Here is a 22,083-nt window from a genome sequence, read left to right on the forward strand (position 1 = left end):
GCGATGACGACCTCCCCGAGGAGGCGTCATCGGGGCGGTTCAGTCAGCAGTGCTCGTAGCGACGTGCCTGCGAGTTGTTTGCAGCCGTTGGCGCCCGATGCGACGTCAGCCAGCCGGGAGTTGGTGTCAGCGGCGCAGCGGGTGCGCGGCCTGGTCGGCGCGGAGTCTGGCGGGTAGGTCGGCTGGGATCTCGGCGTAGGGTGCGACGGCTATAAGCACTTCGGCCGGGTCGAGAATCGTCTCGATCCGGCCGAGGTGGATGGTGTCGGGTTCGTGGTGGGGGTCGGTGGCCGGGTCCCAGGTGAAGTCGACGACGGTGGCGACGTACGTGCGGTGGGGGTTCCAGCCGACCTGGATGGTGTACCGCTCGAACCCGGGTTTGGGTGTGAGGGTGTACAGGCTCATGGGTTCCTTTCCTGGGTTGCCGCCTCTGCCTGGCACCTCAGGCGCCGCAGCAGGTCGTCGAGCAGCGGCCGCTGACCCGGATGGGGTTGCCGGGCGGGATGTTGCGCCGTCGTGAATCACTCCCCGTCGTGGCCCGCTCTGTTAGGCGCGGCGGGACTTCGTCCGCCCACTGCCGGGGGGAGCACGGCGTGGTGTTGCGCTTCGGGTTGAAGGGCAAGTGGCGGTGCCGGCGGCAGGTGCGCCGATGCTCACGCCGGCAGGTGGCGGGCGCGTTCCTCTGCCACTTCGATGATCTTGTCGCGTCGCGCGGCGGGCAGGTCGACGAGTAGGTCGACGTAGTGCTGTTCCTGCGCGGTGAGCGGCTCGGCGAACGCCGCCTTGTAGGCCAGCCGCGCTGTCTCGTGTGCGGCCTCGATCGGACCGCTGTGGTCGTAGGCGGAGGTGACCTGGCGAAGCTGTGCGGCTGCCGCGAGCGGGTCTCGGGACAGGGTGGTGTCGTAGAGGCGGAAGTTAACCGGAAGGTCGGCTGCGGTGATCGCGGTGATCAGGCACAGGTTGGCCTGGATGTCGTAGGCGAAGGCCTCGGTGCGGGTGGGCGTTTCCCCTCGGGCGCGCAGGGCGGCGCGTTCGGCCTGCCAGCGCAGTCGGGCTTCTTCGGCGGTGCGGGCGAGAGACAGCAGGATGCTGCGGATGGGGTCCACCGTGGTCACTCCTGTTCTGAAGGGGTGTTCAGGCTCGGGGTCGATGGGTTGGGGTGGGTGCTGGTGATTGCCTGCTCGACGGCGGAGGGCGGCAGACCGGCGTGCAGGGCCTGTAGGAGCAGGGCGGCGAGCTGGTAGTCGGGGTTGACCTGCAGGGCACGCTCGGCGGCCATGGCGGCCAGGACGCCGTCACCACAGCGCCATGCGGTGAGCGCGAGTACGGTCGCGGGCGCTGGCACGAACCGCTCGTCGGCGCGGCGGGTGATCTCGGCCCAGAAGGTGACGTGCTGGTCGTGCGGTTGGGTGAGGTCAACGGCGAGGTCCCGCACGGGCCTGTGCGTCAGCAGCACGGTCAGCCAGGCCACCTCATCGTCTGTGAGACGTGCGCCGTCGTCGTGCTGTCGCAGCGCGCCGCGGACCGCGTGCATGCCGGCCTCGTACACCGCGGCGCTGCCTGCGGTTTTCAACGTCGCCATGCGGGCGGTCGCGTCGTTCGTGGCGTGCCGGATGCCGTCGCCGGCGCCGTCTATGGCGGTGAAGCGGCTGGCCACCGCCGCCTGGCCCGGCCGTGCGACGAGCCCGGCGACAGTCGCATGCACGGCGACCAGCGAGGTGGTGGGGTCGAAGGGAGTTCCCTGGGGTGGGCAGCAGGCGGGATCGTCGCAGGTCAGGCTGAAGATGCGGGTTTCGGTGACCCGTAGCAGTTCCCGCACGGCCAGGCCGGCGGCGGTGAACGCATCGCCGACGGCACGCAGTGCAGCGTCGACGTGTGCCTGGGCGCCGTAGCCGACGATCACGAGGTCGGTGATCGGCTGCTGCCGCTGCACGACCGGGACGAGGTGAGCGGTGAGCTCGCGCAGCGGGTGGGCGGGGGATCCGGGGGCCGGCAGGTCACCTCGGGCGGCGAACACGATCCGCCGGTCTCGGCAGGCGATCACGACGATGCTGCCGTCACCGGGATGGAAGCCGATGAGGTACGGCACCGCGGCCGCCAGGTCGGCTGAGGATCGGACCGTCAGTTTGTTCTCGGAGAACGACACGATGATCTCCCAACAGAAAGTGGAGTCGGTAGAGGAGTGGGATGTCGGCCGGATGGCGTAGTCGTGGCTGGCGCCGCGCGCAGCGTCGATCCGCGAGCAGGCGCCAACTGAGGTCTGCCCGTGGGAAGCAGGGTTCGGATGGCACCTGCTCGGGGCCGCGGAGATATCCGGTGGGCGGTTCAGTCGCTGTCGGGGTGCAGGTGCAGGTCGATGCCGAGGCTCTCGACGGTGGCGGTCACCGTGACCAGGTGGTGGTCGATGCCGGCCAGTGCCCGGGTCAGGTCCGCGCGGACGAGGGCTTCGGCTGCGGTGGTGGCGTCGGCGGGGGTGGCGTGTCCGCGTAGCCACATCTCGTACTCGTGCTGCCACGGAATTCGCCAGCCGTCCTGGTCGACGGTGGCGTGCTCGGGGATGGTCCAGCCGTATGCGGTCCACGGCCGTGCCTGGTCCGGGCTGCTGGTGGTGACCGTGCGCATCCTGTGTCGTGCCGCGTCGCAGGCGTCCCGGGCGGTGCCGTCGCCGACCGGCAGCGTGAGGTCGGCGATCACCGTGATGTGGTGTGCTCGAGGCAGGGGGTCGAGCCCGAGGTCGATGAGGAACTGGTCGACCCGCTGCGCGGCGTGCTGATAGATGCCGCCGAACTCGTCGTCGACCAGGGCGCGGATCGCGCGGGCGCGGATGCTGCGCTGCAGCCCGATGAGGGCCTGTACGGCAGCGTCACGCGCCGCCGTCGCAGCGGTGAGGCGGTCGACGTCGGTCAGGTTACCGCGCCGACCAGGGGTTGCGCATGGTGTGGATGTCGTCCGGCGGGGCCTCGTCAGGGCTGTCGGCGGTCTGCCAGGTCAGCCTGGTCAGGGTGATGCCGGCGTCAGCCAGCGCCTGTAGCTGGTGGTCCATCGTCGTGCGAGCGGCGTCGAGCGCGTCCGCCTCCCGGGTCGCCGTGGCCCAGGTCTGGAGCGTGACCTGCACGGTGATGCGGTATCGGTGCGGCCCAGGCTCGTCATCTCCGTTGGAGGTGGGTGCCACGTCGATGACGTGTTGCGGGTAGACCGCCATCGCCGGCTGCAGCAGGCACAGCTCGTCCGGTACACCCCAGCGCGCTTGCTCGCGGGCCTCGTCATGGTCGGTGTGCGACCGCGTGTACGACAGGTGCGCTTGGGCGACGATGGTCCACCGTTGCGGCAGCGGTTCCAGGCCCCATGTCGCGAGGGCGTCCTCGCATCCCGGGCGGCAGATCAGCCTGCTGCGCAGCGCGGCGATGAGGGCGGAGCGGGCCTCGACGGCCAGAGCCGCCCGTTGATCGATGGCAGTCATCGTTTCGGCATGCAGGGTAGGGACCTGGTCCGCCGGGGTCCCGCCGGTCATCGCGGCGCCGCCCGACTGCCGGCAGTAGCCGAGGGCTTGCCCGTGACCAACCCGGCGCACGTAGCCACCCGCACGGTGGCCATGTCGCGGGCTGGGCGCATTTCGGTGTGTTCGCCGGCGGCCGCGATGGTGCAGCGCAGGAGGTCGGGCGAGGCGGCGGGGTGGAGGTCGGCTGGGAGATCACCGTCTCTCAGGTGCCGGGTGGGATGAAGCATGTTGCCCTCCGTAGAACAGCAAGAAGGCGGCCACCGGCTGGTGGCCGCCTGAAGGGATGGTGGTGCCGCGCCCCAGTCGCGTGGGCGAGGGGCGTGGGGTTTGTGCGTGCCAGATCCGAGGCTGGCGGCGGCGGCCGACCGTGGCTGGTGGGCGCGATGCCGTCGCGCGAGGCGTCAGATCAGAGGCACATGGAAAGTAAGGGGAGCTCTCAAGGTAGCCGGTGCGGTAGCGCCTTCGGCTGGGCTGTCAGGTGCGGCCTCCTGGCAGGACCTGACAGCCCGGCAATCCCCTCCCCCGTGTCAGGGCTGCTGGCCGGAGGGGAATCCGCCGGACCTGCGGCCCGCCTGGCTGATCTCGTCAGCCAGCGAGCCTTCGCTGCTCGGCCGGTGACGGGAGACCGCTGCGGGACTCTTCGCCGCGGGCCGGTCCCGCTGTGAACCGGACCGGGGCGGGCCTACCGATCACCTGGTAGGCAGCTGGTGACCTGTGCAGCGGAACCGGCCAGCGAGACCGCCCACCCTCTGGGCCGCCGCCGCGACGGGCCAGACATAAGGCGGGGACGGTGGCTTGAGCCGCTGACACCGGAGCCTCGGGCCGCTTGTTGCGTCCTATCCGACCTTGAGGGCCAGCTTGCCGACATAGTGATCATTGAGGGCGCGATGCGCATCCTTGACTCGCTCCAACGGGAAGGTCCGGGCGACGTGGACCTCGAGGGAGCTGGCCTCGATGATCGCGTTCAGCCGATCGGTGGCGGTGCGGCTTCGATCCCCGTCGTAGTAGGACACCGTCGCGCCTGGCGACGTTACAGGCACGGGCAGGACACCGTTCGGCCAGGCGATCCGTCCCGAGTTCTTGATCGCGCGAAGAGACCGTTCGGCAGTCTCGCCTCCCACCGTGACCAGAGCCGCATCGAGCCCGCCTGGTGCGAACTCGAATGCCGCAGCCAACACATCGTCTTTGCGACCGTCGATGGCGTCGTCGGCGCCCAGCCGCCGGGCCAGGGCGACACCGTCGTCACCAGAGGCCACGGCCAGCACTCGGATGCTGCTGTGCCGCGCCAGCTGCACGGCCATGCGCCCGATACCCCCGCTGGCCCCGAAGACCATGAGCGTCTCGTCCGGCCGCAGGCCGAGCAGATCGAGGCCGCTCAGTGCAGTCAGGGCATCCCACGCCATCGCGCCGGCCTGCTCGGCCGGCAGCCGGTCGGGCACGCGCGCTACGAACTCCGCCTCAACGACGCCGTAATCGGCGTAGAAGCCGCCACGCGGTACCGGCATCGTCGCAGCGTAGACACGCTCACCCACGTCGAACCGGGTGACGTTGCGTCCGACCGCGGCCACCGTGCCCGCCGCGTCCCAGCCGAGGACATAGGGAAAGGTCGACTCGACGCCGAAAGCGCCGTCGTAGTCCCCCTCCCGCTCGGCCGCGTCCCAGGACCCGACCCCTGCGAACTCCATCCGGATGAGGACGTCGTCGTCGCCGACCTCGGGGAGCGGAATCCGGCGCGACGAGAGTTCGTCGACTCCGCCGAACCGGTCAAGGACGACCGCATCCAGCCGGGGGCACGCACAGTCGTATGCCCGAGAGGTGAGGGAGCGGTCTGCAAAACCGCGCACGTCGGTCCGGCTACGGCCTCGGTTGCCATCCACTTTGGGTTAGGCGCAGGCGGACGTGGGTCCAGCTGCTGCTCGCCCGCTCCTCCGGGTCGAAGGACGCGGAGATCCTCCTGCTGCGTCACGAGGTGGCGGTGCTGCGCCGAGGCAACCCAAGACCACGCGCGCTTCGCGCACGCTGGGCTGCAGTGGACTGATAGAAGCCACCACATGAAGCCCCAGCTCAACACTGACCGAGTTTCGACCAGGACCGTCACTCATCCGGCTCCGCGAGGAGCCCATGGCCCGGTCCATAACAGTTATGTAAATCGATATAGACGGTCGCTCAAACCGCTTCTGGTGGACAGATGTTGCCCTCTTGACGAGGGACTTCTGTCGCAGTCTAATTTGGTGACCATATAGGGAGGCCCACTCGTGGGAGAGTTCCAGTTCGCCGTTCTGACGTGGCAGGGGTTTCCTTCTGATCGCGGCTGCCGCGGCAAAGGTGCGCGCACCGCGTCGGTTCGCAATGGCCGTTGCCGGTTACCGGCTTGCGCCGTCTGCCTTGGTCGAGCCACTGGCATGGAGCGTTTCCGGCGTCGAAGTCATCCTCGGCGCCGGCCTCATCATCAGCGGTTGGCACCCGACGATCATGCTTCGGCTCGCGGCTGCACTGTTCGCTTCCTTCGGGCTGGCGATGGCATCGGCACTCCTTCGAGGGCGCCGACCGTCCTGCGGCTGCGGTGTTGGCGAGGACAGGCCCGTCAGCTGGCTGCTCGTCGCGCGGACCGGTGGCTTGGCTATCTTTGCGGGCCTGTCCAGCGCTATTCCTTCCCCTTTGGGTTTGCAGGTGCTGTGGCGCGCGACGTCGGGCTTGTCGCGTGATGCAGCACTCGCCATGCTCATCGCGCTGCTGCTACTTGGCATGACCTGGCGGGCGTTGACGGTCGGCCTTCGCGTGCACAACCGTTTGGAGGCGCTGCGGCGATGACTGGTCCATGGATTGCTGCCTTCGGTGCGCTCGTAGTCATGGTCGTTGCGCTCACGATTCTTGTGTTGGGCGTGCTCGCCAGGGTGGACCGTGCGCTGGGTGAGATCACGTCCCGGCCGCCAAGCAACGTACGCGCCCTCGGTGGACTGGAGGTCGGCCAGACCGCGCCCTGTTGGAGTTCGCCGCGTCCGACGGGGGCGAACCCGTGCAGCTGAGTCGTTCGGTGATGGTCTTCACGTCTGAGGGTTGCTCCCCGTGCGCGTCTCTTGTCGCTGACCTGATCATCCACCCCTTTGATCCGGGCGAGTGGGGTCGGGTGCTGGTATGGGATGCCAAGGATCAGTCGCCGATTCCGCCTCTACCCGGTTGGGTGGTGGTTGGCGCGACCAGCGCCACCGCGCTCAAGAGCCGATTCCAGGTCCAAGGAACGCCGCATGGCGTCGTGATCGACGGCGATGGCCGAGTCGCCGCAGTCGGGATCCCGAACAAAGCCGTCGACATCCGCCGCCTGGTAGAAGCGGCAGAACGGCACATCATTTTGTCTCGACCAGCGCGTGTAGATCATGGGGCTGGGACGCAACAGGCCGCCCCGGTCCGTTAGAGATATCGACCCATCGAGAAGGAGTCGGAGATGAGCATGAGGTCCGTGAGTCGGCGGCAGTTGCTGCGGCGGCTGGGAGGCACCCTTGCTGCCGGAGTAGGCATTGCGTTTTTTCCGGCCGGGTTCGCCTCGGCATCGTCCAAGACCGGTCCGACATCGACCCCTGGCCATACGGGCGGCGGGCCGGCGTACCCGGGAGACCCCGGCTTTGTCGCCACGAGTCCAGGGGAACTAGATGCCGCTAAAGCCAGTTGGGAAACGCCGGAATATGGTTATTATACCGGCCATAATCCTTCTACTCCTGGCACAGCAGTCAATTCCCCATGGCAGCTCGTCGCGGTAAACGCGTCCACCGCCTACGCCCTAGGGTACCGCGGGCAGGGCGTGACGCTGGGCATGATGGATTCGGGCTACAGGACTACACACGAAGCATTTCAGACCGGGCTGATCGTTTCGGTGAGAGCGGAGGGTGTCTACGGCACGTCCGGCTACGGCTATCGTGGCGCGACCCCGTCGAACCCGTTTACTGCGGGCGAGCCGTTCACTGTGGCCGGTGATCAGGCGAGAACAAGTGACTACTCGCACGGGACCGGCATGCTTGGGGTTACCTCCGGCATCCGCGATGGTAAAGACCAGCACGGCATCGCCTTTGGATCGAAGATGTATGTCGCCAAGACCGGCGGTTCCGATACCCAGTCCCACGGCCCCTTCCACGATTACGTGTACTGGCATACAGCCAATAAGGCCCTGGTCGACGCAGGCGCCCAGGTCATCAACAGCAGTTGGGGCTCTTATGTCCAGACTATTGACAGAACCCGCTTTGACGGCTTAGGAAACGACCTTGGAGTCAACGGCAACCTCGCCAAGGCTTACCAACTGCCTGGCAAAGACAGCGCCAGCGCCACGGCAATGGCGACCATTATCCCCAACGAGTACCTGAAGGATCTGGAGTACCAGTATTTCCTCTTCAAGAAGAGCTATTCGGAAGGCGGCATTCAATACAATCCGAGCTACCCCGGACGCTCCTTCATGGATGCCATCTGGGACGCTATCAAGGACAGCGGTACCGTCAACGTAAGGTCGGCCGGCAACAACGACTGGAGCAACCCGTATTTTCGCCCGGCGTATCCCTTCTTCAATCCCTTGGCGGAAAAGCAGTGGGTATCCGTCGGCGGGGTGCAACCGCCCACTGCGGCCAGTACCGAATACACAAAGCAGTTCGGGTACAACGAGGCGGGGCTCACCAAATGGTGGACCGTGTCTACCCCTTCAAACAGTGTTCGGACCACGAACAGCGGTGGTGACACTAACTATTCAAACTCGAGCGGCACGTCTCCGGCAACGCCCGTTGCGACAGCGGTGATGGGGGTTCTGCTCTCCCGCTATCCGAACATGGACGCCAAGCAGGTGCGTGAGCTGATGTTCACCACGGCGAACAACAAGATGTCCGACGGCGTGAGATTCCTCGGCACCGGGCAAACCTCCCCCTCCGGGGCATCCATCGCCTGGACCGCTCCCGACGGTCTTCCGGACGAACGCTGGGGCTGGGGGATTCCCGATCTGGCCAAAGGCATGTACGGCCCCGGCCAGATCCTGAGCCCCATGACCTACAACATGGATAAAGCGCCCCTGGACGTCTGGTCGAACGACATCAGCCAGATCGCGATCAAGGAAAGGGAAAGGGAAGATCTGGAGTGGCTGGCGGGCTACAAGGAGCAAGGCATTGCTTACGCCGGTGAATTCAGCCCCAACGTGCTGAACCCGGACGGCACGCTTAACGAACAGGCCTTCATGCTTCAGGGCATTTTGGCTGATCCTTACATCCAAGCTATCACTAACGGCCATCCCGAGTTGTACGACAAGATCACCCATGAGGACGCCGTCAAGTGGCGCAAGGAATGGATGGACGAGCGCGCGGCCTACATTCAGAACAACATCGACAACAACCTCTACACGGCTTCTCTGACCAAGCAAGGCCCCGGGACGCTGATCATGACGGGCGACGACACCTACGAGGGCGGCACGACGGTTGAAGGCGGTAAGCTTTCGATCACCGGCTCGCACGCAAGCTCGATCGACGTCAAGGGCGGCACGCTCGGCGGCACCGGTTTCGTGGCAGGCAGCATCGACGTCGACAACGGCGTGCTGCAGCCCGGTCTGTCGTCCGGGGAAGCGGCGTCCGCGGCGTCCATCACCCTTACCGACGTCGCGCCCGGCAACGTCCTGAACGTCGGCGGCGACGTGACCGTCAGCCGAGCGGGTCGCCTCGCCATCACCATCTCCGGCGACCACGACTACACGAGCGTGCGGGCCGCGGGTGACCTGGTGCTGGACGGCGAACTCGCCCTGGACATTCGCGCGCCCCTCATTCCGGGCACGGTACTGACGATCATGAGCGGCGACTCGATCAAGGGCAGCTTCCGTTCCCTGCCGGAACGGCGGATCCTGAACGCGGGCCACCACATGTTCAGGGTGTCCTACCAGGACGGCGATGTGACGCTGACCGTCGTGCGGACGCTGCCCGGGGCAGGGTCCGGCGGCGTCTAGCCGCACGTGGCCTGGCCAGCCAGGCTCAGGTTCGCCTGAGCCTGGCTGGCCAGGCCTTCGCCCAACATGGCCGCGTTGACGAAGCTGCCACCACTGCGCAAGCGCAAGGGCAGCTCGTGGACGAGCGAACAGGCACGGATGTTCCTCGAGTCCTCCCGCGACGGCGACGACTACCTCTACGCCTGTCCTACTCCAATACTCGGTCGCGGCTCGTGAGCTGCGGTTTCGAGGGTCGGGCTGTGTCTCGCGGCGCTGACGTCGCCCGGTGTTCGGAGTCCTAGCTGTACTGCCCAGGCAGGTTGGTTGAGGTCGTGTGACGACACGACGTAGATAGACGTGATGACGAAGGCCTCCGGTTGTGGAGTGGAGCTGTCTAGGAACCGCTCCGGCAACCAGGAGGCCTTCGTGTCCCACGCTAACGCCGCTTTGACTCCTCGTGCACGTCTTCGCCTCGCGCGTCTGATCGTTGATCAGGGGTGGCCGGTGGCCCGTGCCGCGGAACGCTATGACGTGTCCTGGCCGACCGCGAAGCGGTGGGCGCTGCGCTATGCCGAGCTGGGTGCCGACGGGATGGCAGACCGGTCATCGCGGCCGCATCGCAGCCCGAACCGCACCCCGCAGCCAGTGGTCCGCAAGGTCGTGTATCTGAGGTGGAAGCACCGCTTGGGGCCGGTGCAGATCGCCGGCCGCCTCGGTATGCCCGCCTCGACGGTGCATGCGGTGCTGACTCGCTGCCGGGTGAACCGCCTGTCTCACATCGACCGGCGCACTGGTGAACCGGTGCGCCGCTACGAACACGACCAGCCCGGCGACATGCTGCACATCGACGTCAAGAAGCTAGCCCAGATTCCCGACGGGGGCGGCTGGCGCTACGTCGGCCGTGCCCAGGGCAAACGCCACCGGGAGGCCACCGCCCGCCGCACCGGTGCCCGCAACGGCCGATGGCAACCACAGGTCGGGACCGCGTTCGTGCACACCGTCGTCGATGATCACTCCCGGGTCGCCTACGCCGAAATCTGCGACGACGAGAAAGCCGCCACCGCCATCGCCGTGCTACGCCGAGCCGTCGCCTGGTTCACCGACCGAGGCGTCACCGTGCACCGAGTGCTCACCGACAACGGCGCCGCCTACAGGTCCTACGCCTGGCGCGACGCCTGCGCCGAACTAGGCGTCACCCCGAAGAAGACCCGCCCCTACCGCCCACAAACCAACGGCAAGGTCGAACGCTTCCACCGAACCCTGACCGACGGCTGGGCCTTCGGCCGGTTCTACTCATCCGAAGCCGCCCGACGCAAGGCCCTGCCCGCCTGGCTGCATCACTACGATCACCACCGCCCCCACACTGCAACCGGCGGCAAACCACCCGTCACCAGGTTGACCAACGTCCCTGGGCAGTACACCTAGCCCTCATGATCGGGTTCGTGGCCGTGCGACTGATCTACCAGCTCCTCATCCAAGTCATCTCGTGGCTGGCCTTGCTGGCGCAGTCGTCGGCGTCAAAGGACGCGGAGATACTCGTGCTGCGTCACGAGGTCGCGATGCTTCGCCGCGGCAACCCGAAACCGCGTCTCGACTGGACCGACCGTGCCGTCCTTGCCGCGCTCGCGCGGATCCTGCCGAAGGTACTGCGAGCTCACCGGATCGTCGCGCCTGCGACGCTCCTGCGCTGGCACCGTCGCCTGCTCACCGCGAAATGGCGCCAGCCCAGACCACCGGGCCGCCCACCGATCAGCGATGAGCTGGCCGCGCTCATCATCCGCCTGGCAAGAGAGAACCGGACGTGGGGCGTGGTCCGCGTCCAGGGCGAACTGCGCCGCCTGGGCCACCGGGTCGGCGCGTCCACGATCCGCCGGATCCTACGTTCCCACCGCATACCGCCGCCACGACAGCACGACGACGCCTGGCGCACGTTTCTTCGCGCCCACGCCGGCACCATCTTGGCCACGGACTTCTTCCACGTGGATTGTGCGGTCACCCTCCAACGCCTCTACGTCGCCTTCGTGATCGAGGCCGAGAGCCGCCGGGTACACCTCCTCGGCATCACCGCCCACCCGACCGCGGCATGGGCCACCCAGCTCGCCCGCCAGTTCACCGCCGACCTCGAACGCCGTGAGCATCCGGGCTCCTTCAAAAATGCCCGGCCCGGTCCGAGTGGGCGGAAACCCGCCACCCGGACCGGGCCGAAGCAATTGGTCTTACTCGCCGCCGAGGGCGGACGCGAGTGCGGACGCGCCCCCGACGAGCGGGAGGTCGACTCTGGTTTGGCTGTGGTGCGTGTACAGGCTCAGCTGCGTGCCTGGCGGCGGCCGGAGGGTGAAGACCCGGTCGCTGGAGTACACGACGAGCCCGATCTGGCTACCTTCGTTGAACACGTAGTCGTGCGGCTGCAGGTCGAAGTTGTGAGTGAACGGGGCTCCCGGCATGATGCCGTAGCTGCGATCCAAGCCGAACCTCTTCAGCGGGTCCGACCAGCCCCGCGCGATGATCTTCGGGTTGCCCGACTCCGGGTACTCGACCAGCATCGCGCTGACGATCCCGGCCCGGGCGTTGATCGACATCCGAGTCGAGACATGCACCGTCCCGCTGAGATGGACGGGCTCGGTGAGCGGCGCGGTGCGGTAGGCGAGGCGGTTCGGCGACTGCTCGGCGCGGGCGAAGGACGTCGCGTCGATCGTCATGTCGTCGGTGAAGGTCTCGGTGACCGGCCTGTCTGCGGCGTTGCGTGTCAGCGTGAGCCTGCCGGTGGTGTTGTCGCCACTGGCTCCTAGGAAGAGAGGTGTGGAGGCGGAGCCGGGCGCCGGCCAGCTGTCGTACGGCGTCCAGGTGCCGTCTTCGCGCTCGATGACTGCTGAGGGCTCGTCCAGCACATCGTTGTTCACCCCGTGCAGCCAGTAGGTCCACCAGCGGTTGAGCAGGTCCAGCCAGGCTGCCCGGTTGTTCGAGAGCGCCCGGTCGCCGTGCCCGCCCTGGTGCAACCACACCTGGTGAGGGATGCCGTTCTCTTCGAGGGCGTCAACGAGCTGGGCGGCGTTGCGGAACTTCACGTTTTGGTCGTTCAGGCCGTGCTGCACCAGGACGCCGCCGGCGATGTTGCCGATGTTCGGCAGGTAGTTGCGCTCGTGCCACCATTGGTTGTACTCACCGGTGAGCCGGTCCTGACCCCGCCGGACCTCTTCCTTGGTGTAGTCACACACCTCCGGGTACTTCCGCGAGATGTTGGAGTTGTGGTTGGAGTTCTGGTCGCCCCCAAGGTTGGTGTTGGTCGAGATCGGCGTGCCGTTCATCCGGCGGTAGTCGTAGTAGCTGGAGATCGCCGCGATGGGCACGATTGCCCGCAGTTCCTTCACACCGGTCGTGGCCACCCCGATCGGTAGCGTGCCGTCATAGGAGGTGCCGATCATCCCGACCAGACCGGTGGTCCAGTTGGCCTTGACCGGGTTGCCGTCGATGTCATAGGCGTCGGCCCGGCCGTTGAACCAATCGATGACCGCCTTGAGCGAATCGTGCTCCTCGGGACCGCCGCCAGTCGTGCACCCGGTCGAGCTGCCCGTACCGAGCATCTGTGCGTGGGCGAAGATGAAGCCGCGTGAGAGGAACTCGTTCTGGTACGTCCCGCCGTTGATTGTCTGGTGCGGCGGCTCGGTGCCGTCGTACGGCTTGTCCGGCAGCGGGAAGTACGGGAACGGGCCGGGATCCGGCGGCGGCGCGTAGCCCGGCCGCTGGGGAGCGTAGAGCGGAACGTGGACCTCGTTGTTCAGGAACTCCCCTCCGTCACCCCAGTAAGGGCTCGCCTGCATGATGATCGGAAGCTGGATGCCCTTGTCGGTCGACGCCGGCCGCCGGATCTGCACCCGGATGCGGTCATTGGCACCGTCCCGGTCGGTGTCCATGCCCTCGACCTCGACCCAGACATTCTGGGTGATGATCTCTTCACCGGCGTACACCGGCTGGGCTCGGCCGTTCTCGAACACAGGACGCTGCCCGGTCGGCTGCTCCTGGGCGCCGGCCGCCGGGGCGGCGAACCCAATCGAGGCAACGAGCGCCAGCGCTACGGCGCCGGGCAGCCAGTTTCGTGGTCGTGATCGTCGCTGTCGATGGACGTAGAAATGCATGCTCACGGGCTCCTTCGGTGCGCAGGGCATGGGCAGGACGTGTTGGGACCACCGACGAGTCGGTGAGGCGGGCGGTTTTCAGGCGGGGCAGCCAGTTGCCGAGAAACTCGAAGCCGGTCATGGCCGAGGTGCCCGCCACGAAGACGTTCGGGTGGTAGTGGTGGATCGTGCTGCGGCGTTCGAGAATTTCCTCGATGGCCTGCTGGTAGCGCCTCTCGCGCGTCGAAGTCCACGACCGCGCGGGCCTCGTCGAGCAGTGCGTCGGTCGAGTCGTCGGCGGCCATGCTGTAGGGCCGCCTGGTTCTCGCCAGATGTGGTGCCGTCCCCGCTGTTCGACACCGGCGAGCAGGCTGCGACGGTGCAGGCAAGGGCGACCGTCACCACCGCTGTCCGGAGTGGACGGAGTCTGCGTGGGCTCGTTTCGCTCGGGAAGGGGTTCGATGGCAGCTCCTCGAGTCGGCGACTCTGGGAGCGTATGTTGTATACGAAGATGTGTGCAAGACCTCCTTCGATGCCCTCCGACCACCACCCTGCACTTGCCGGAATCTCGTCCGTGCAGCTCACGCAGCATGCTTGTATTCGTGGAGAACACCGCCGAGAGGGTCGTGCCTTCGTATGGCGAGGCGGCCGAGTTTGTTCGGGTCGGCGACCTGCGCGGGCAACGGGTGTAACGGGCGTGCGTTGGCGATGCCTTGGTGAGGGCCGGTGGGAGTAGTAGAAGTCGTTGAACCCTTTCAGGGCGTGGAGGAGATGCCGCCGGTTCCAGATCAGGGTGCGGTCCAGGAGTTCACGCCGGCAGGACTGTGCCAGCGTTCCATGACCGAGTTCATGCGGGGCATCCGGACGCCGCTGAGGACGACGTCGATGCCCGCGTCCTTCAGAACGGCATCGAACAGGGCAGGGGTCTTCCCGTCACGGTCCCGGATCAGGAACCGGGCCCTGCAGCCAGCGTCCTCGAGGTCCATGATCAGATTCTTCGCCGCTTGTGAGCAGGGCGTCAGCCTGGGAGCGTAGGAAGTCGGCCCACGTGCCGCGGGCGCGTTCGGGCGCCGGGTTTATCCCGGCCTCCTGCAGGATTTCCCATACGGTGGGGGCGGCTACCTTGATGCCGAGTACGAGCAGTTCGCCGTGGAATCGGCGGTCCATAAGGGACGACAGGCCCAGAGATCATTCTGTTAGGAACTCTGAGAGGTCCTAACAAAGTCGCACGACGTGTCGGTACGTGATGATGCAGGTGGCGAGGGCGAGGAAGGGTTCGTGGATGTCGTCGCGGCGTCCCCATCGGATGCGTAGCCGTTTATGCCGTGGTACCAGGCGATGGTGCGCTCGATCACCCACCGGTGCACGCCCAGGCCGGAGCCGTGGGGTTGGCCGCGGCGGGCGATACGTGGGCGGACGCCCTTTGCTCGTACGGCTTTGCGGTACTTGTCGTGGACGTAGGCGCGGTCGGCATACAACTCGTCGGGGCGTTGGCGTGGCCGACCGCGGCGTCCGCGGACCGGTGGGACCTTGTCGATCAGCGTGAGGCGTTGGGTGACGTCGTGGCGGTTGCCGCCGGTCAACGCCACGGCGAGGGGATGCCGGCGCGCTCGGTCAGGAGGTGGTGCTTCGAGCCTGGGCGGGCGCGGTCGACCGGGCTCGGCCCGCTTCTGGGCCACGTCTGGCCGCTCGGACGTGCGAGGAGTCGATGACCGCCCGCGACCAGTCCAACTTCCCGGCGGCCTGGAGTTCGGCCAGCAGCAGCTCGTGCAGTCGCTGCCACACTCCGGCGGGGTTGCATTCCTCCAAGCGCCGCCAGCAGGTCATTCCCGACCCGAACCCCAGTTCCTGCGGCAGGAACTCCCACCGGATGCCGGTGTGCAGCACGAACAGGATCCCGCTCTGGACCGTCGGCCCTGGCCGCCGCAAGCGGACGTGTCATAGCGACGAGGATCGGTGGCCGGCGGGCCTGCCTTGCGATCCGAAGGAATGGACGTCGAGCCCGGCGATGGCGAGCAGAGCATCCTCGACCATGTCCAAGCCTCGGCCCAGCATGCCTGGGCCGAGGCTCTGCTGCGGACGGCCGGGCCGGCGCGCCGGTACCCGGCCGTCCGCGTTCTGGCAGCTGGCGAAGCTACCGGTCCAGCGGCTCGATCCAGATGTTGCGGTACTGGACCGGATTGCCGTGGTCCTGCAATCGGATGGCACCCGTCGCAGGGCCCTCGGGCCGGCTGCCGCCAGTCGGGCCGAGGATCTCGACGTCGTCGTGCACCCTGACGCCGTTCCACACCACGGTGACGCGGGGGTTGTCGACCTTGTTTCCGGATGCGTCGTAGCGGGCCTGCCGGTACACGATGTCGTACGTCTGCCAGGCCTGCGGCGGCAGCGCCGCGTTCACGTCGGGGGCCTTCTGGGTGTAGATGGCCGCGGCGTCGTTGGTCTGCGGCGGGTCGATGCCGAAGGAGTCCAGCACCTGGATCTCGTAGCGGTCCTGCAGGTACACCCCACTGTTGGCGCGCGCCTGGCCGGTCACGTCCGGCGGGTACAGCGGCAGGTTGAACTCCACGTGCAGCCGGAAGTCGCCGAAGGCCTGCACCGTGCGCAGGTCCCCGTTGCGCACAGTCATGGCGCCGTCGGCGATCGCCCACTCCGGTTCGCGCCCGTCGCTGTGCTGCCACTCGGTGAGCTCGCCACCGTCGAACAGCGTGATGCGCTTGCCGTGCGGCCGAACGGCGAGCACGTCCAGGTTCACGTGCCCGGAGTCCGCAGCCTCCTTGCGGTACTCGACCAGGTTGCGACCCTGGTTCAGGCGCACCGTGGTGCTGACGGTGCCCCACTCCTCCCAGGTCACGGTGGAGGGGAAGACCGTCTGCTCGACCCGTTCGCCGTTGACGTACAGGCTCAGCTGCTTCTCGCCGGAGTAGGGATTCGGGCCGTTGCTGTAGCGCATCGCCAGGTCGTACGTCCCGGCCTCGCGGACATCGACGGACATGCGGGTCGACGCGCCGTCGGCGGCGAACCCGGCGGCGAAGCCGGCGCCGGAGTAGGCGGCGTGGTCGGTCGCCATGCCGACGCCGGCCGTACGGCCCTCCTCGGCCTCGAAGAAGGTTTGCGGCTGCACCACCCGGCCCGGGATCTCGTTGAGCGTGTACCAGGCCTCAGTGTTCCACAGCTCCTCGCCGCCGGCGGATGAGAACGGACGCGGGGAGCGCACGTGCACCACGCGGTTCTCCTTCAGGCCCGGGATCTGGAGCTTGACGGTGCGGCCGTCGGCCGACAGCTCGGCCTTGGCCACCTTGAGCGTCTCCAGCTCGAGCTTGGGACCGCCGTACTGGCTCGTCGCGCCGTAGCGCCACTGCGTCACCTGGTACGCGTCGGGGAGTTCCTGCGCGGTCTCGGCCGACAGCGGCTTGGTGTACTCCAGTTCGAACCCGACGTGCGACGCGCGCATCTGCTTGACCTCGAAGACCGAGGTGCCGTTGGGTGTGAGCTTCTGCAGGCCGTAGGTGAGCTTGCCCTCCTGGCCCCAGTTGCCGCCGGCGCCCAGGCCACCGGTGTAGAGCGCGCCGTCGGGGCCGAGGGTGACCTCGTTGACGCCGGCCTCCAGGCCCTGCGTGTGCCGGAACACCGCGCCCTGGTACTGCCCCTCGATCTTTTCAAGGAAGACGCGCTGCAGGCCGCCGTAGGTCACGTCGCCGACGACCAGTTGTCCCGCGTACGGCCCCTGCTTCAACAGCACGGGAGTGGACGGTGAGTTGCCGATTTCGTTCTGCGGGATCCAGACGATGGGACGCGTCACGGGCTTGTCGTCGAACGGACCCGCGGGCGTCGTGTAGTGGTTGTAGAACGCCTCCTGCTGGATCTGGACCAGCTTGGATGCTGGCAGCCAGCCGCCCTGGTTGTCGGTGACGAAGACCTCGCCGCTGGGGCCCCACCCGATCCCGTTGGGGGTGCGCAGCCCTCCGGCGACATACGTGATCTCGCCGGTCTTGGCGTTCACCTTGATCGAGGTTCCGCGATTCGGGGCGGGCTGGGGCACGGTGGTGGCGCCGCCCTGGTTGATGGCGACTGACAGGTTGAGGTAGAAGTACCCGTCCCGGTGGAGCAGGCCGAACGCGAACTCATGGAAGTTGCCGCCCCATGGCCAGGTGGCAACCGTGCGGCGGTCGTCGGCGAGGCCGTCGCCGTCGGTGTCGCGCAGGGCCGTCAGCTCGTGCTTCTGGCTGACGTAGACGGTGCCGTCGACCACCGCAACGCCCTGGGGTTCGCGCAGCCCGTCTGCGAACTTGCGGTATGTCACCTGCTCGGGGCTGGTCTGGCCGGTGACGCCCCCGACCACGTAGACCTCGCCGGTCGCGGTGTCGGTGCCGCCCCAGGTGGAGATCATCAGGTCGCCCTCGGGCAGGAACGCCATGCCGGTGACCTGCGGCTGGAGCCCTTCGGGGCGCAGGTCGGTGAGGGTGTAGCCCGGGTGCACCCGGTCGAGCGGCAGGCCGTCGCCGGCCGAGTCGGTCGTCCCCTCGCAGTACTTCCATCCCGGGGCGGTGACGCGTACGACACCGGCGTCGGTGCTCAACGCGGAGTTCGGTACGAGCTCGAAGTCGGCTGCACTCGGGCGGCGCCATTCGAGCCGCAACACCTGGCCGCCGCCATTGTCGAAGAACTCGAGGCGCAATGGGTGCAGGCCGGCGCTGAGGGTGGTCGACCCTTCCTTGGAGGTTTCGCCGTGCAGACCGTCGTGGTCGACGACACGCTGATCGCCGATCGTCAGCCGTGACCCGTCGTCGCTGGTCAGCCGGAAGGTGTAGTCGCCATCGACGGGCGCGGCGAGATTGGCGATGACGTGGCTGATGAACCGGTCCGAGAGTCCGAACTCGTCTGTGGTGGTCCAGTTGATCTGCGGCATGAGCTTGTCGACGTTCGGTGTCTGTGCCGGCTTGAGGGTGCACAACGTCGACAGCGGAGTTCCCATGTCGTACGAACGCAGGGTGACGCCGGGTTCCTGCGGCGGGACATCGACAGTGACGGGTGCGGCCCTGGCTGGGGTGATGGTGACCGCGGCGAGCAGGGTCGATAGAGCGGCACCTGCGGCCACGAGCCTGACACGACGGCGTCGGCGCCATCGGTTCGGTGCGGTCATGCTTCCTCCCGGTGGGTGCGGGTCCTGGCCGAGGCAGGAGCCGTGGAACTTTCTCCCCCTGGACCGGCCAGTACGGTCTCGGAAGACAAAAGATCGATCGCTGACGTTAACACTTTGCATTGATTAAACGAAACTTTTAGATTTGTGGATGGAAGTCCCCCGCTGGTCCATGACCTTGGCTGCATCTGGGCAGCGCGCAGCAACGCGGCGGTAGCGCGATCAACAAGCCACCGGGTGCCCGGCCGGGCCAGACACGTGCCGTCGGGAGCGATCGCCGAGGTGGCCGGTACGGACTCTTCGCCATCGCCGAGGGCTTAACCGCCCGAACCGATCAACGGCTCGGTCATGGTCGGACTGGCGCTGTTGCATTGTCGGATCGGTGGACGCGTTGAACCCGTGTCGGCCCCCGTGGTCAGATCGCTTGGGCGAGTTCGGTGAACGCGGCGGCGACCCGCAGAGCGGGCGGGGTGTCGATGGCGAGTTCGTAGTGGCCGCGGCGCAGGTTCTGCATGAACGCGTGGCCGGCGATGATCACCTGTGCTGTCTTGTCTGTTCGTAGCCCGCGCATCGGTCTCAACCGGTGTTGAGCTGGCTGTGATCAGCCTCGATCGGGTTATTGGCGTACGGCTCGACATGGTGCCACGCGGACGGGACCAGCTCATCCAGCACCCCGGGGTAGACCGGCGCGGCGTCGGTGACGACCTCGCTGTGTGTCACCTTCAATGTCGACAGCGCCCGGCGAAAGAACCTGCGGGCCGCTTCGGCGTCCCGGCGGGCCGAGACCAGCACGTCGATGACATGCCCGTCCTGGTCGACCGCCCGGTACACGTACCGCCACACGCCGTTGACCTTCACGAACGTCTCATCGACGAACCAGCGGTCACCTGGCGAGTGGCGGCTGAAGCGGGCGGCGTCGGCCAGCAGTGGGGTGAACCGCTGCACCCACCGGTAGGCGGTGACGTGATCGACCTCCACGCCACGTTCGACCAGCAGTTCCTCAACGTCGCGATACGACAGGTTGAAGCGTAGATACCAACGAACCGCGACCACAATCACCTCCGGTGGGAACCGGAACCCGGCGAACGCGGACGTCGGAGGCAGCCACGGTCCAGGTCGGGTCGATGACTTCACTGCTCAAGCCTGCCTCGATCTTGCCGACGTTCAATGCAACAGAGCCGAAGCCGACAACCTCCGCCACAAGCCCCGCTACCGGAACACGCCGACGGGCCTCAAGTTCCTCTGACCGGGCCGGCCGGGTCCTCGGCATGCGCGCGCGTCGGACGGGCAGTGACGGCGAACGGACTGTGACGGTAGCGCGAGCAGCCAGCACGCCTTGTCAGATCCGTACACCGGCGGGAGGGCCTCTAATCGAACGAGAGACCACGATCGCTGCCGCCCGAAGGCGGTGCCTACGGAGCTGGAGTGAACGACAAATGGGAAAGCGTGTATGGCCGCCCGCGTTCGCGACCGCGCGGACGAGCGGATACGTAGCCCTGAGGCGGCAGCCGCTCGAGCGCGACCGTCAAGGGCACGCGGCCACCACCTGCACCGAACACCGCTTCTTCCCGCATTCGCGCCGTTCATGTCAGCGGCGGAGCCAGCTCGCCCTGCTGAGCCGCACGCCGATGGCCCGTCGCTGCCGGCGTAAGCCAACCGGATGGCTCTGACGCGACGAGTACGCCCGGTTGCACAGCGAGTGCAAGACCATCACCGACCTGACCTTCGAGATCACGAGGCTCCTGGTCCGCCGCCTGGTTCTCGTGCTCCACGCGCCGTTCCAGTCCGCGATCGTCCGCCGGTTATCGCTGGCTTGGCTGCTTTTCTGGCTGCTCGCGCAGCCGCTAGGCTCCCCGCCCGATGTAGCCGCGGGTCCACGCCTCCGTGAATCTACCCCGGGTGATGGGCCCGGCCCGGCGCAGGTAGGCCACCATCAGCACCAGTCCGACACCCCCCATCGAGAGGAGCAGCCAGCGGGGCAACTCGCGCGATACTGGGGCCGGGGCACAGGCGGTTGGCGTCGGTTACCTGACTGGGTTGAGGCCGCGTCGGAGCGCATCGACTGTTTCGGCGGCCTGGCGCCGAGATACGGCCGCGCCCGTGATGGTGGCCGATCGGTGGAAGGTGCCGGGGAACAGGTGCAACTCAACCGACACGCCGGCATTCAGCAGGCTGGATGCGTAGGCCAAGCCCTCGTCACGCAGCGGGTCATTCTCGTAAACCGATACGTACGCCGGGGGGAGGCCGGAGAGATCGTCGGCGCGGGCCGGTGCCGCGTAGGGAGGAACGACCCCGTCACGCCCCCCCAGGTAGTGCCGCCAGCTCAGCACCGCATCACCTTGGTTCCACAGCGGGGTGTCGCCGAACGTACGCATCGATGTTGTGCCCAGCCGGTCATCAACCTCGGGGGCGTCGAGCAGCTGGAAGCACAGAGGTGGTCCGCCGCGGTCGCGGGTGAGCAGCGTCAGTGCTGCGGCGAGGCCGCCGCCGGCGCTCATGCCGTACACGCCGATCCGTGCGGCATCGACGCCGAGTCCATCGGATTCGGAGGCGATCCAGCGCAACACGGCCTCGCAGTCATGCAGGGCAGCCGGGTACGGATGCTCGGGGGCCAGCCGGTAGCCGACCCCCACGACGACTGCGTGCACTTGGGTGCACAAGTCCATGGCCTGTGCGGTGGCCGTCTCCAGGTCGCCCATAACGAATCCGCCGCCGTGCAGCAGGAGCAGAGCGGGAAGTGGGCAAGTGACGTTGGGCGGCGTGCAGACCCTGACTGGCACGCAGTTGCCATCCATACCAAGCACCTCGTGGTCGGCAACGATGACCTCGCCCCGTGAGGGTCGTTGCGCGCCCGCAGCGAGCTCCCGCATCCGGGCGCGGGCCCCGGCGAGGTCGTGGATGTGCAGGTCCGGCAGCGTGGGCAGGGCTGCTGCCAGCTCGGGATCCATGTACACTCTGCGACCCCCTTGCCAACTGGTGACAGTGTTCTCCTGGGCAACCCGGCCCTGCCACTGCCGTTGACGTTCCTGGCGCGGAGACGGACCAGGCATCGGTCCTCGCGCAGATCGGACTGCTCAGGCTGAACCAGCTTCCAGCCCTGAGCCGTGGTCAAGCTTCCGTTCTCACCGACGACACCAGCAGGCTGAACCACCTGAACCGGTCACCAGCGCACTGAACGCCCGTCAGTCGCCGTAGACCGCGCTGCCACGCGCTGATCCTGCTTCTCTGCTGGCAATGTACCAAGTAGGCCACGCGCCACGAGCTGTATCCCGGTGCGCCCCGCACATTTGGCCGCTTCCCACTGAGGTGATCTCAACAAGGGTCGGGGCGCCGATCGGGGTGACACGGGCATTGCGTCCATAGCGGACAGTGGTGGATATGGGCGTGGAGCCATCGG

General features: G+C 67.3%; 17 protein-coding genes and 3 pseudogenes. 5 read left to right on the plus strand and 15 right to left on the minus strand.

Going from position 1 to position 22,083, the window contains the following annotated elements:
- Nucleotides 1-126: 126 nt before the first annotated feature.
- The 6 genes from ABZU69_RS34175 to ABZU69_RS34200 form a co-directional block, all read right to left on the minus strand.
- On the minus strand, nucleotides 127-405 hold the full coding sequence (locus ABZU69_RS34175; protein WP_354968400.1) for a hypothetical protein: 279 nt from the start codon (nucleotides 403-405) through the stop codon (nucleotides 127-129).
- Between the two features lie 248 nt (nucleotides 406-653).
- Complete coding sequence (locus ABZU69_RS34180) at nucleotides 654-1,106, minus strand: hypothetical protein (protein ID WP_354968401.1); 453 nt, start codon at nucleotides 1,104-1,106, stop codon at nucleotides 654-656.
- Nucleotides 1,107-1,111: 5 nt separating this feature from the next.
- Nucleotides 1,112-2,146 (minus strand): DUF4192 domain-containing protein, encoded by a 1,035-nt coding sequence (locus tag ABZU69_RS34185; RefSeq protein ID WP_354968402.1) that lies wholly within the window; start codon nucleotides 2,144-2,146, stop codon nucleotides 1,112-1,114.
- A gap of 179 nt (nucleotides 2,147-2,325) precedes the next feature.
- Nucleotides 2,326-2,694, minus strand: coding sequence for a hypothetical protein (locus ABZU69_RS34190; RefSeq protein ID WP_354968403.1), 369 nt, complete (start codon nucleotides 2,692-2,694; stop codon nucleotides 2,326-2,328).
- 214 nt (nucleotides 2,695-2,908) lie between these two features.
- Nucleotides 2,909-3,460 carry a hypothetical protein gene (locus ABZU69_RS34195; protein ID WP_354968404.1) on the minus strand — a complete coding sequence of 184 codons (552 nt, stop codon included), beginning with the start codon at nucleotides 3,458-3,460 and terminating at the stop codon, nucleotides 2,909-2,911.
- Between the two features lie 875 nt (nucleotides 3,461-4,335).
- Complete coding sequence (locus ABZU69_RS34200; RefSeq protein ID WP_354968405.1) at nucleotides 4,336-5,343, minus strand: NADP-dependent oxidoreductase; 1,008 nt, start codon at nucleotides 5,341-5,343, stop codon at nucleotides 4,336-4,338.
- 460 nt (nucleotides 5,344-5,803) lie between these two features.
- On the opposite strand from ABZU69_RS34200, the gene ABZU69_RS34205 reads away from it, so the two are divergent.
- Nucleotides 5,804-6,310, plus strand: a complete 507-nt coding sequence (locus tag ABZU69_RS34205; protein WP_354968413.1) for a MauE/DoxX family redox-associated membrane protein — start codon at nucleotides 5,804-5,806, stop codon at nucleotides 6,308-6,310.
- 358 nt (nucleotides 6,311-6,668) lie between these two features.
- Here ABZU69_RS34205 and ABZU69_RS34210 read toward each other — a convergent pair whose 3' ends face one another.
- On the minus strand, nucleotides 6,669-6,875 hold the full coding sequence (locus ABZU69_RS34210) for a hypothetical protein (protein WP_354968406.1): 207 nt from the start codon (nucleotides 6,873-6,875) through the stop codon (nucleotides 6,669-6,671).
- A 66-nt stretch (nucleotides 6,876-6,941) separates the two neighbouring features.
- Between ABZU69_RS34210 and ABZU69_RS34215 the strand changes: the two genes are divergently transcribed.
- From ABZU69_RS34215 to ABZU69_RS34225, 3 genes are all read left to right on the plus strand, one after another.
- The gene (locus ABZU69_RS34215) at nucleotides 6,942-9,458 is read left to right on the plus strand and encodes a S8 family serine peptidase (protein WP_354968407.1); all 2,517 of its coding nucleotides are present in this window, start codon (nucleotides 6,942-6,944) and stop codon (nucleotides 9,456-9,458) included.
- A gap of 75 nt (nucleotides 9,459-9,533) precedes the next feature.
- Nucleotides 9,534-9,674 carry a hypothetical protein gene (locus ABZU69_RS34220; protein ID WP_244298838.1) on the plus strand — a complete coding sequence of 47 codons (141 nt, stop codon included), beginning with the start codon at nucleotides 9,534-9,536 and terminating at the stop codon, nucleotides 9,672-9,674.
- Nucleotides 9,675-9,863: 189 nt separating this feature from the next.
- Entirely contained in the window at nucleotides 9,864-10,862 is a 999-nt protein-coding gene (locus ABZU69_RS34225; protein WP_354968414.1) for an IS481 family transposase, read from the plus strand.
- Nucleotides 10,863-10,954: 92 nt separating this feature from the next.
- Here the strand turns inward: ABZU69_RS34225 and ABZU69_RS34230 are convergent, their stop codons facing one another.
- Nucleotides 10,955-11,131 (minus strand): hypothetical protein, encoded by a 177-nt coding sequence (locus ABZU69_RS34230; RefSeq protein WP_354968408.1) that lies wholly within the window; start codon nucleotides 11,129-11,131, stop codon nucleotides 10,955-10,957.
- 6 nt (nucleotides 11,132-11,137) lie between these two features.
- On the opposite strand from ABZU69_RS34230, the pseudogene ABZU69_RS34235 reads away from it, so the two are divergent.
- Nucleotides 11,138-11,257 (plus strand): annotated as a pseudogene (locus ABZU69_RS34235) (hypothetical protein); the annotation flags it as partial.
- 57 nt (nucleotides 11,258-11,314) lie between these two features.
- Here the strand turns inward: ABZU69_RS34235 and ABZU69_RS34240 are convergent.
- The 7 genes and pseudogenes from ABZU69_RS34240 to ABZU69_RS34270 form a co-directional block, all read right to left on the minus strand.
- Nucleotides 11,315-11,575 carry a hypothetical protein gene (locus ABZU69_RS34240; protein WP_354968409.1) on the minus strand — a complete coding sequence of 87 codons (261 nt, stop codon included), beginning with the start codon at nucleotides 11,573-11,575 and terminating at the stop codon, nucleotides 11,315-11,317.
- Between the two features lie 78 nt (nucleotides 11,576-11,653).
- Nucleotides 11,654-13,570: a CocE/NonD family hydrolase gene (locus tag ABZU69_RS34245; RefSeq protein WP_354968415.1), complete on the minus strand. Its 1,917-nt coding sequence runs from the start codon at nucleotides 13,568-13,570 to the stop codon at nucleotides 11,654-11,656.
- Between the two features lie 767 nt (nucleotides 13,571-14,337).
- Nucleotides 14,338-14,535: a hypothetical protein gene (locus ABZU69_RS34250; protein WP_354968410.1), complete on the minus strand. Its 198-nt coding sequence runs from the start codon at nucleotides 14,533-14,535 to the stop codon at nucleotides 14,338-14,340.
- A gap of 229 nt (nucleotides 14,536-14,764) precedes the next feature.
- Nucleotides 14,765-15,451 (minus strand): annotated as a pseudogene (locus tag ABZU69_RS34255) (IS5 family transposase); the annotation flags it as partial.
- Between the two features lie 232 nt (nucleotides 15,452-15,683).
- Nucleotides 15,684-18,644, minus strand: a complete 2,961-nt coding sequence (locus tag ABZU69_RS34260) for a family 16 glycoside hydrolase (protein WP_354968411.1) — start codon at nucleotides 18,642-18,644, stop codon at nucleotides 15,684-15,686.
- 457 nt (nucleotides 18,645-19,101) lie between these two features.
- A pseudogene (locus ABZU69_RS34265) lies at nucleotides 19,102-19,790 on the minus strand (IS6 family transposase).
- A 920-nt stretch (nucleotides 19,791-20,710) separates the two neighbouring features.
- Nucleotides 20,711-21,634 (minus strand): alpha/beta hydrolase, encoded by a 924-nt coding sequence (locus tag ABZU69_RS34270; protein WP_354968412.1) that lies wholly within the window; start codon nucleotides 21,632-21,634, stop codon nucleotides 20,711-20,713.
- Nucleotides 21,635-22,083 lie beyond the last annotated feature (449 nt).

Origin of the sequence: Micromonospora sp. NPDC005206 (assembly GCF_040608175.1) — a bacterium.
Lineage (GTDB): Bacteria > Actinomycetota > Actinomycetes > Mycobacteriales > Micromonosporaceae > Micromonospora.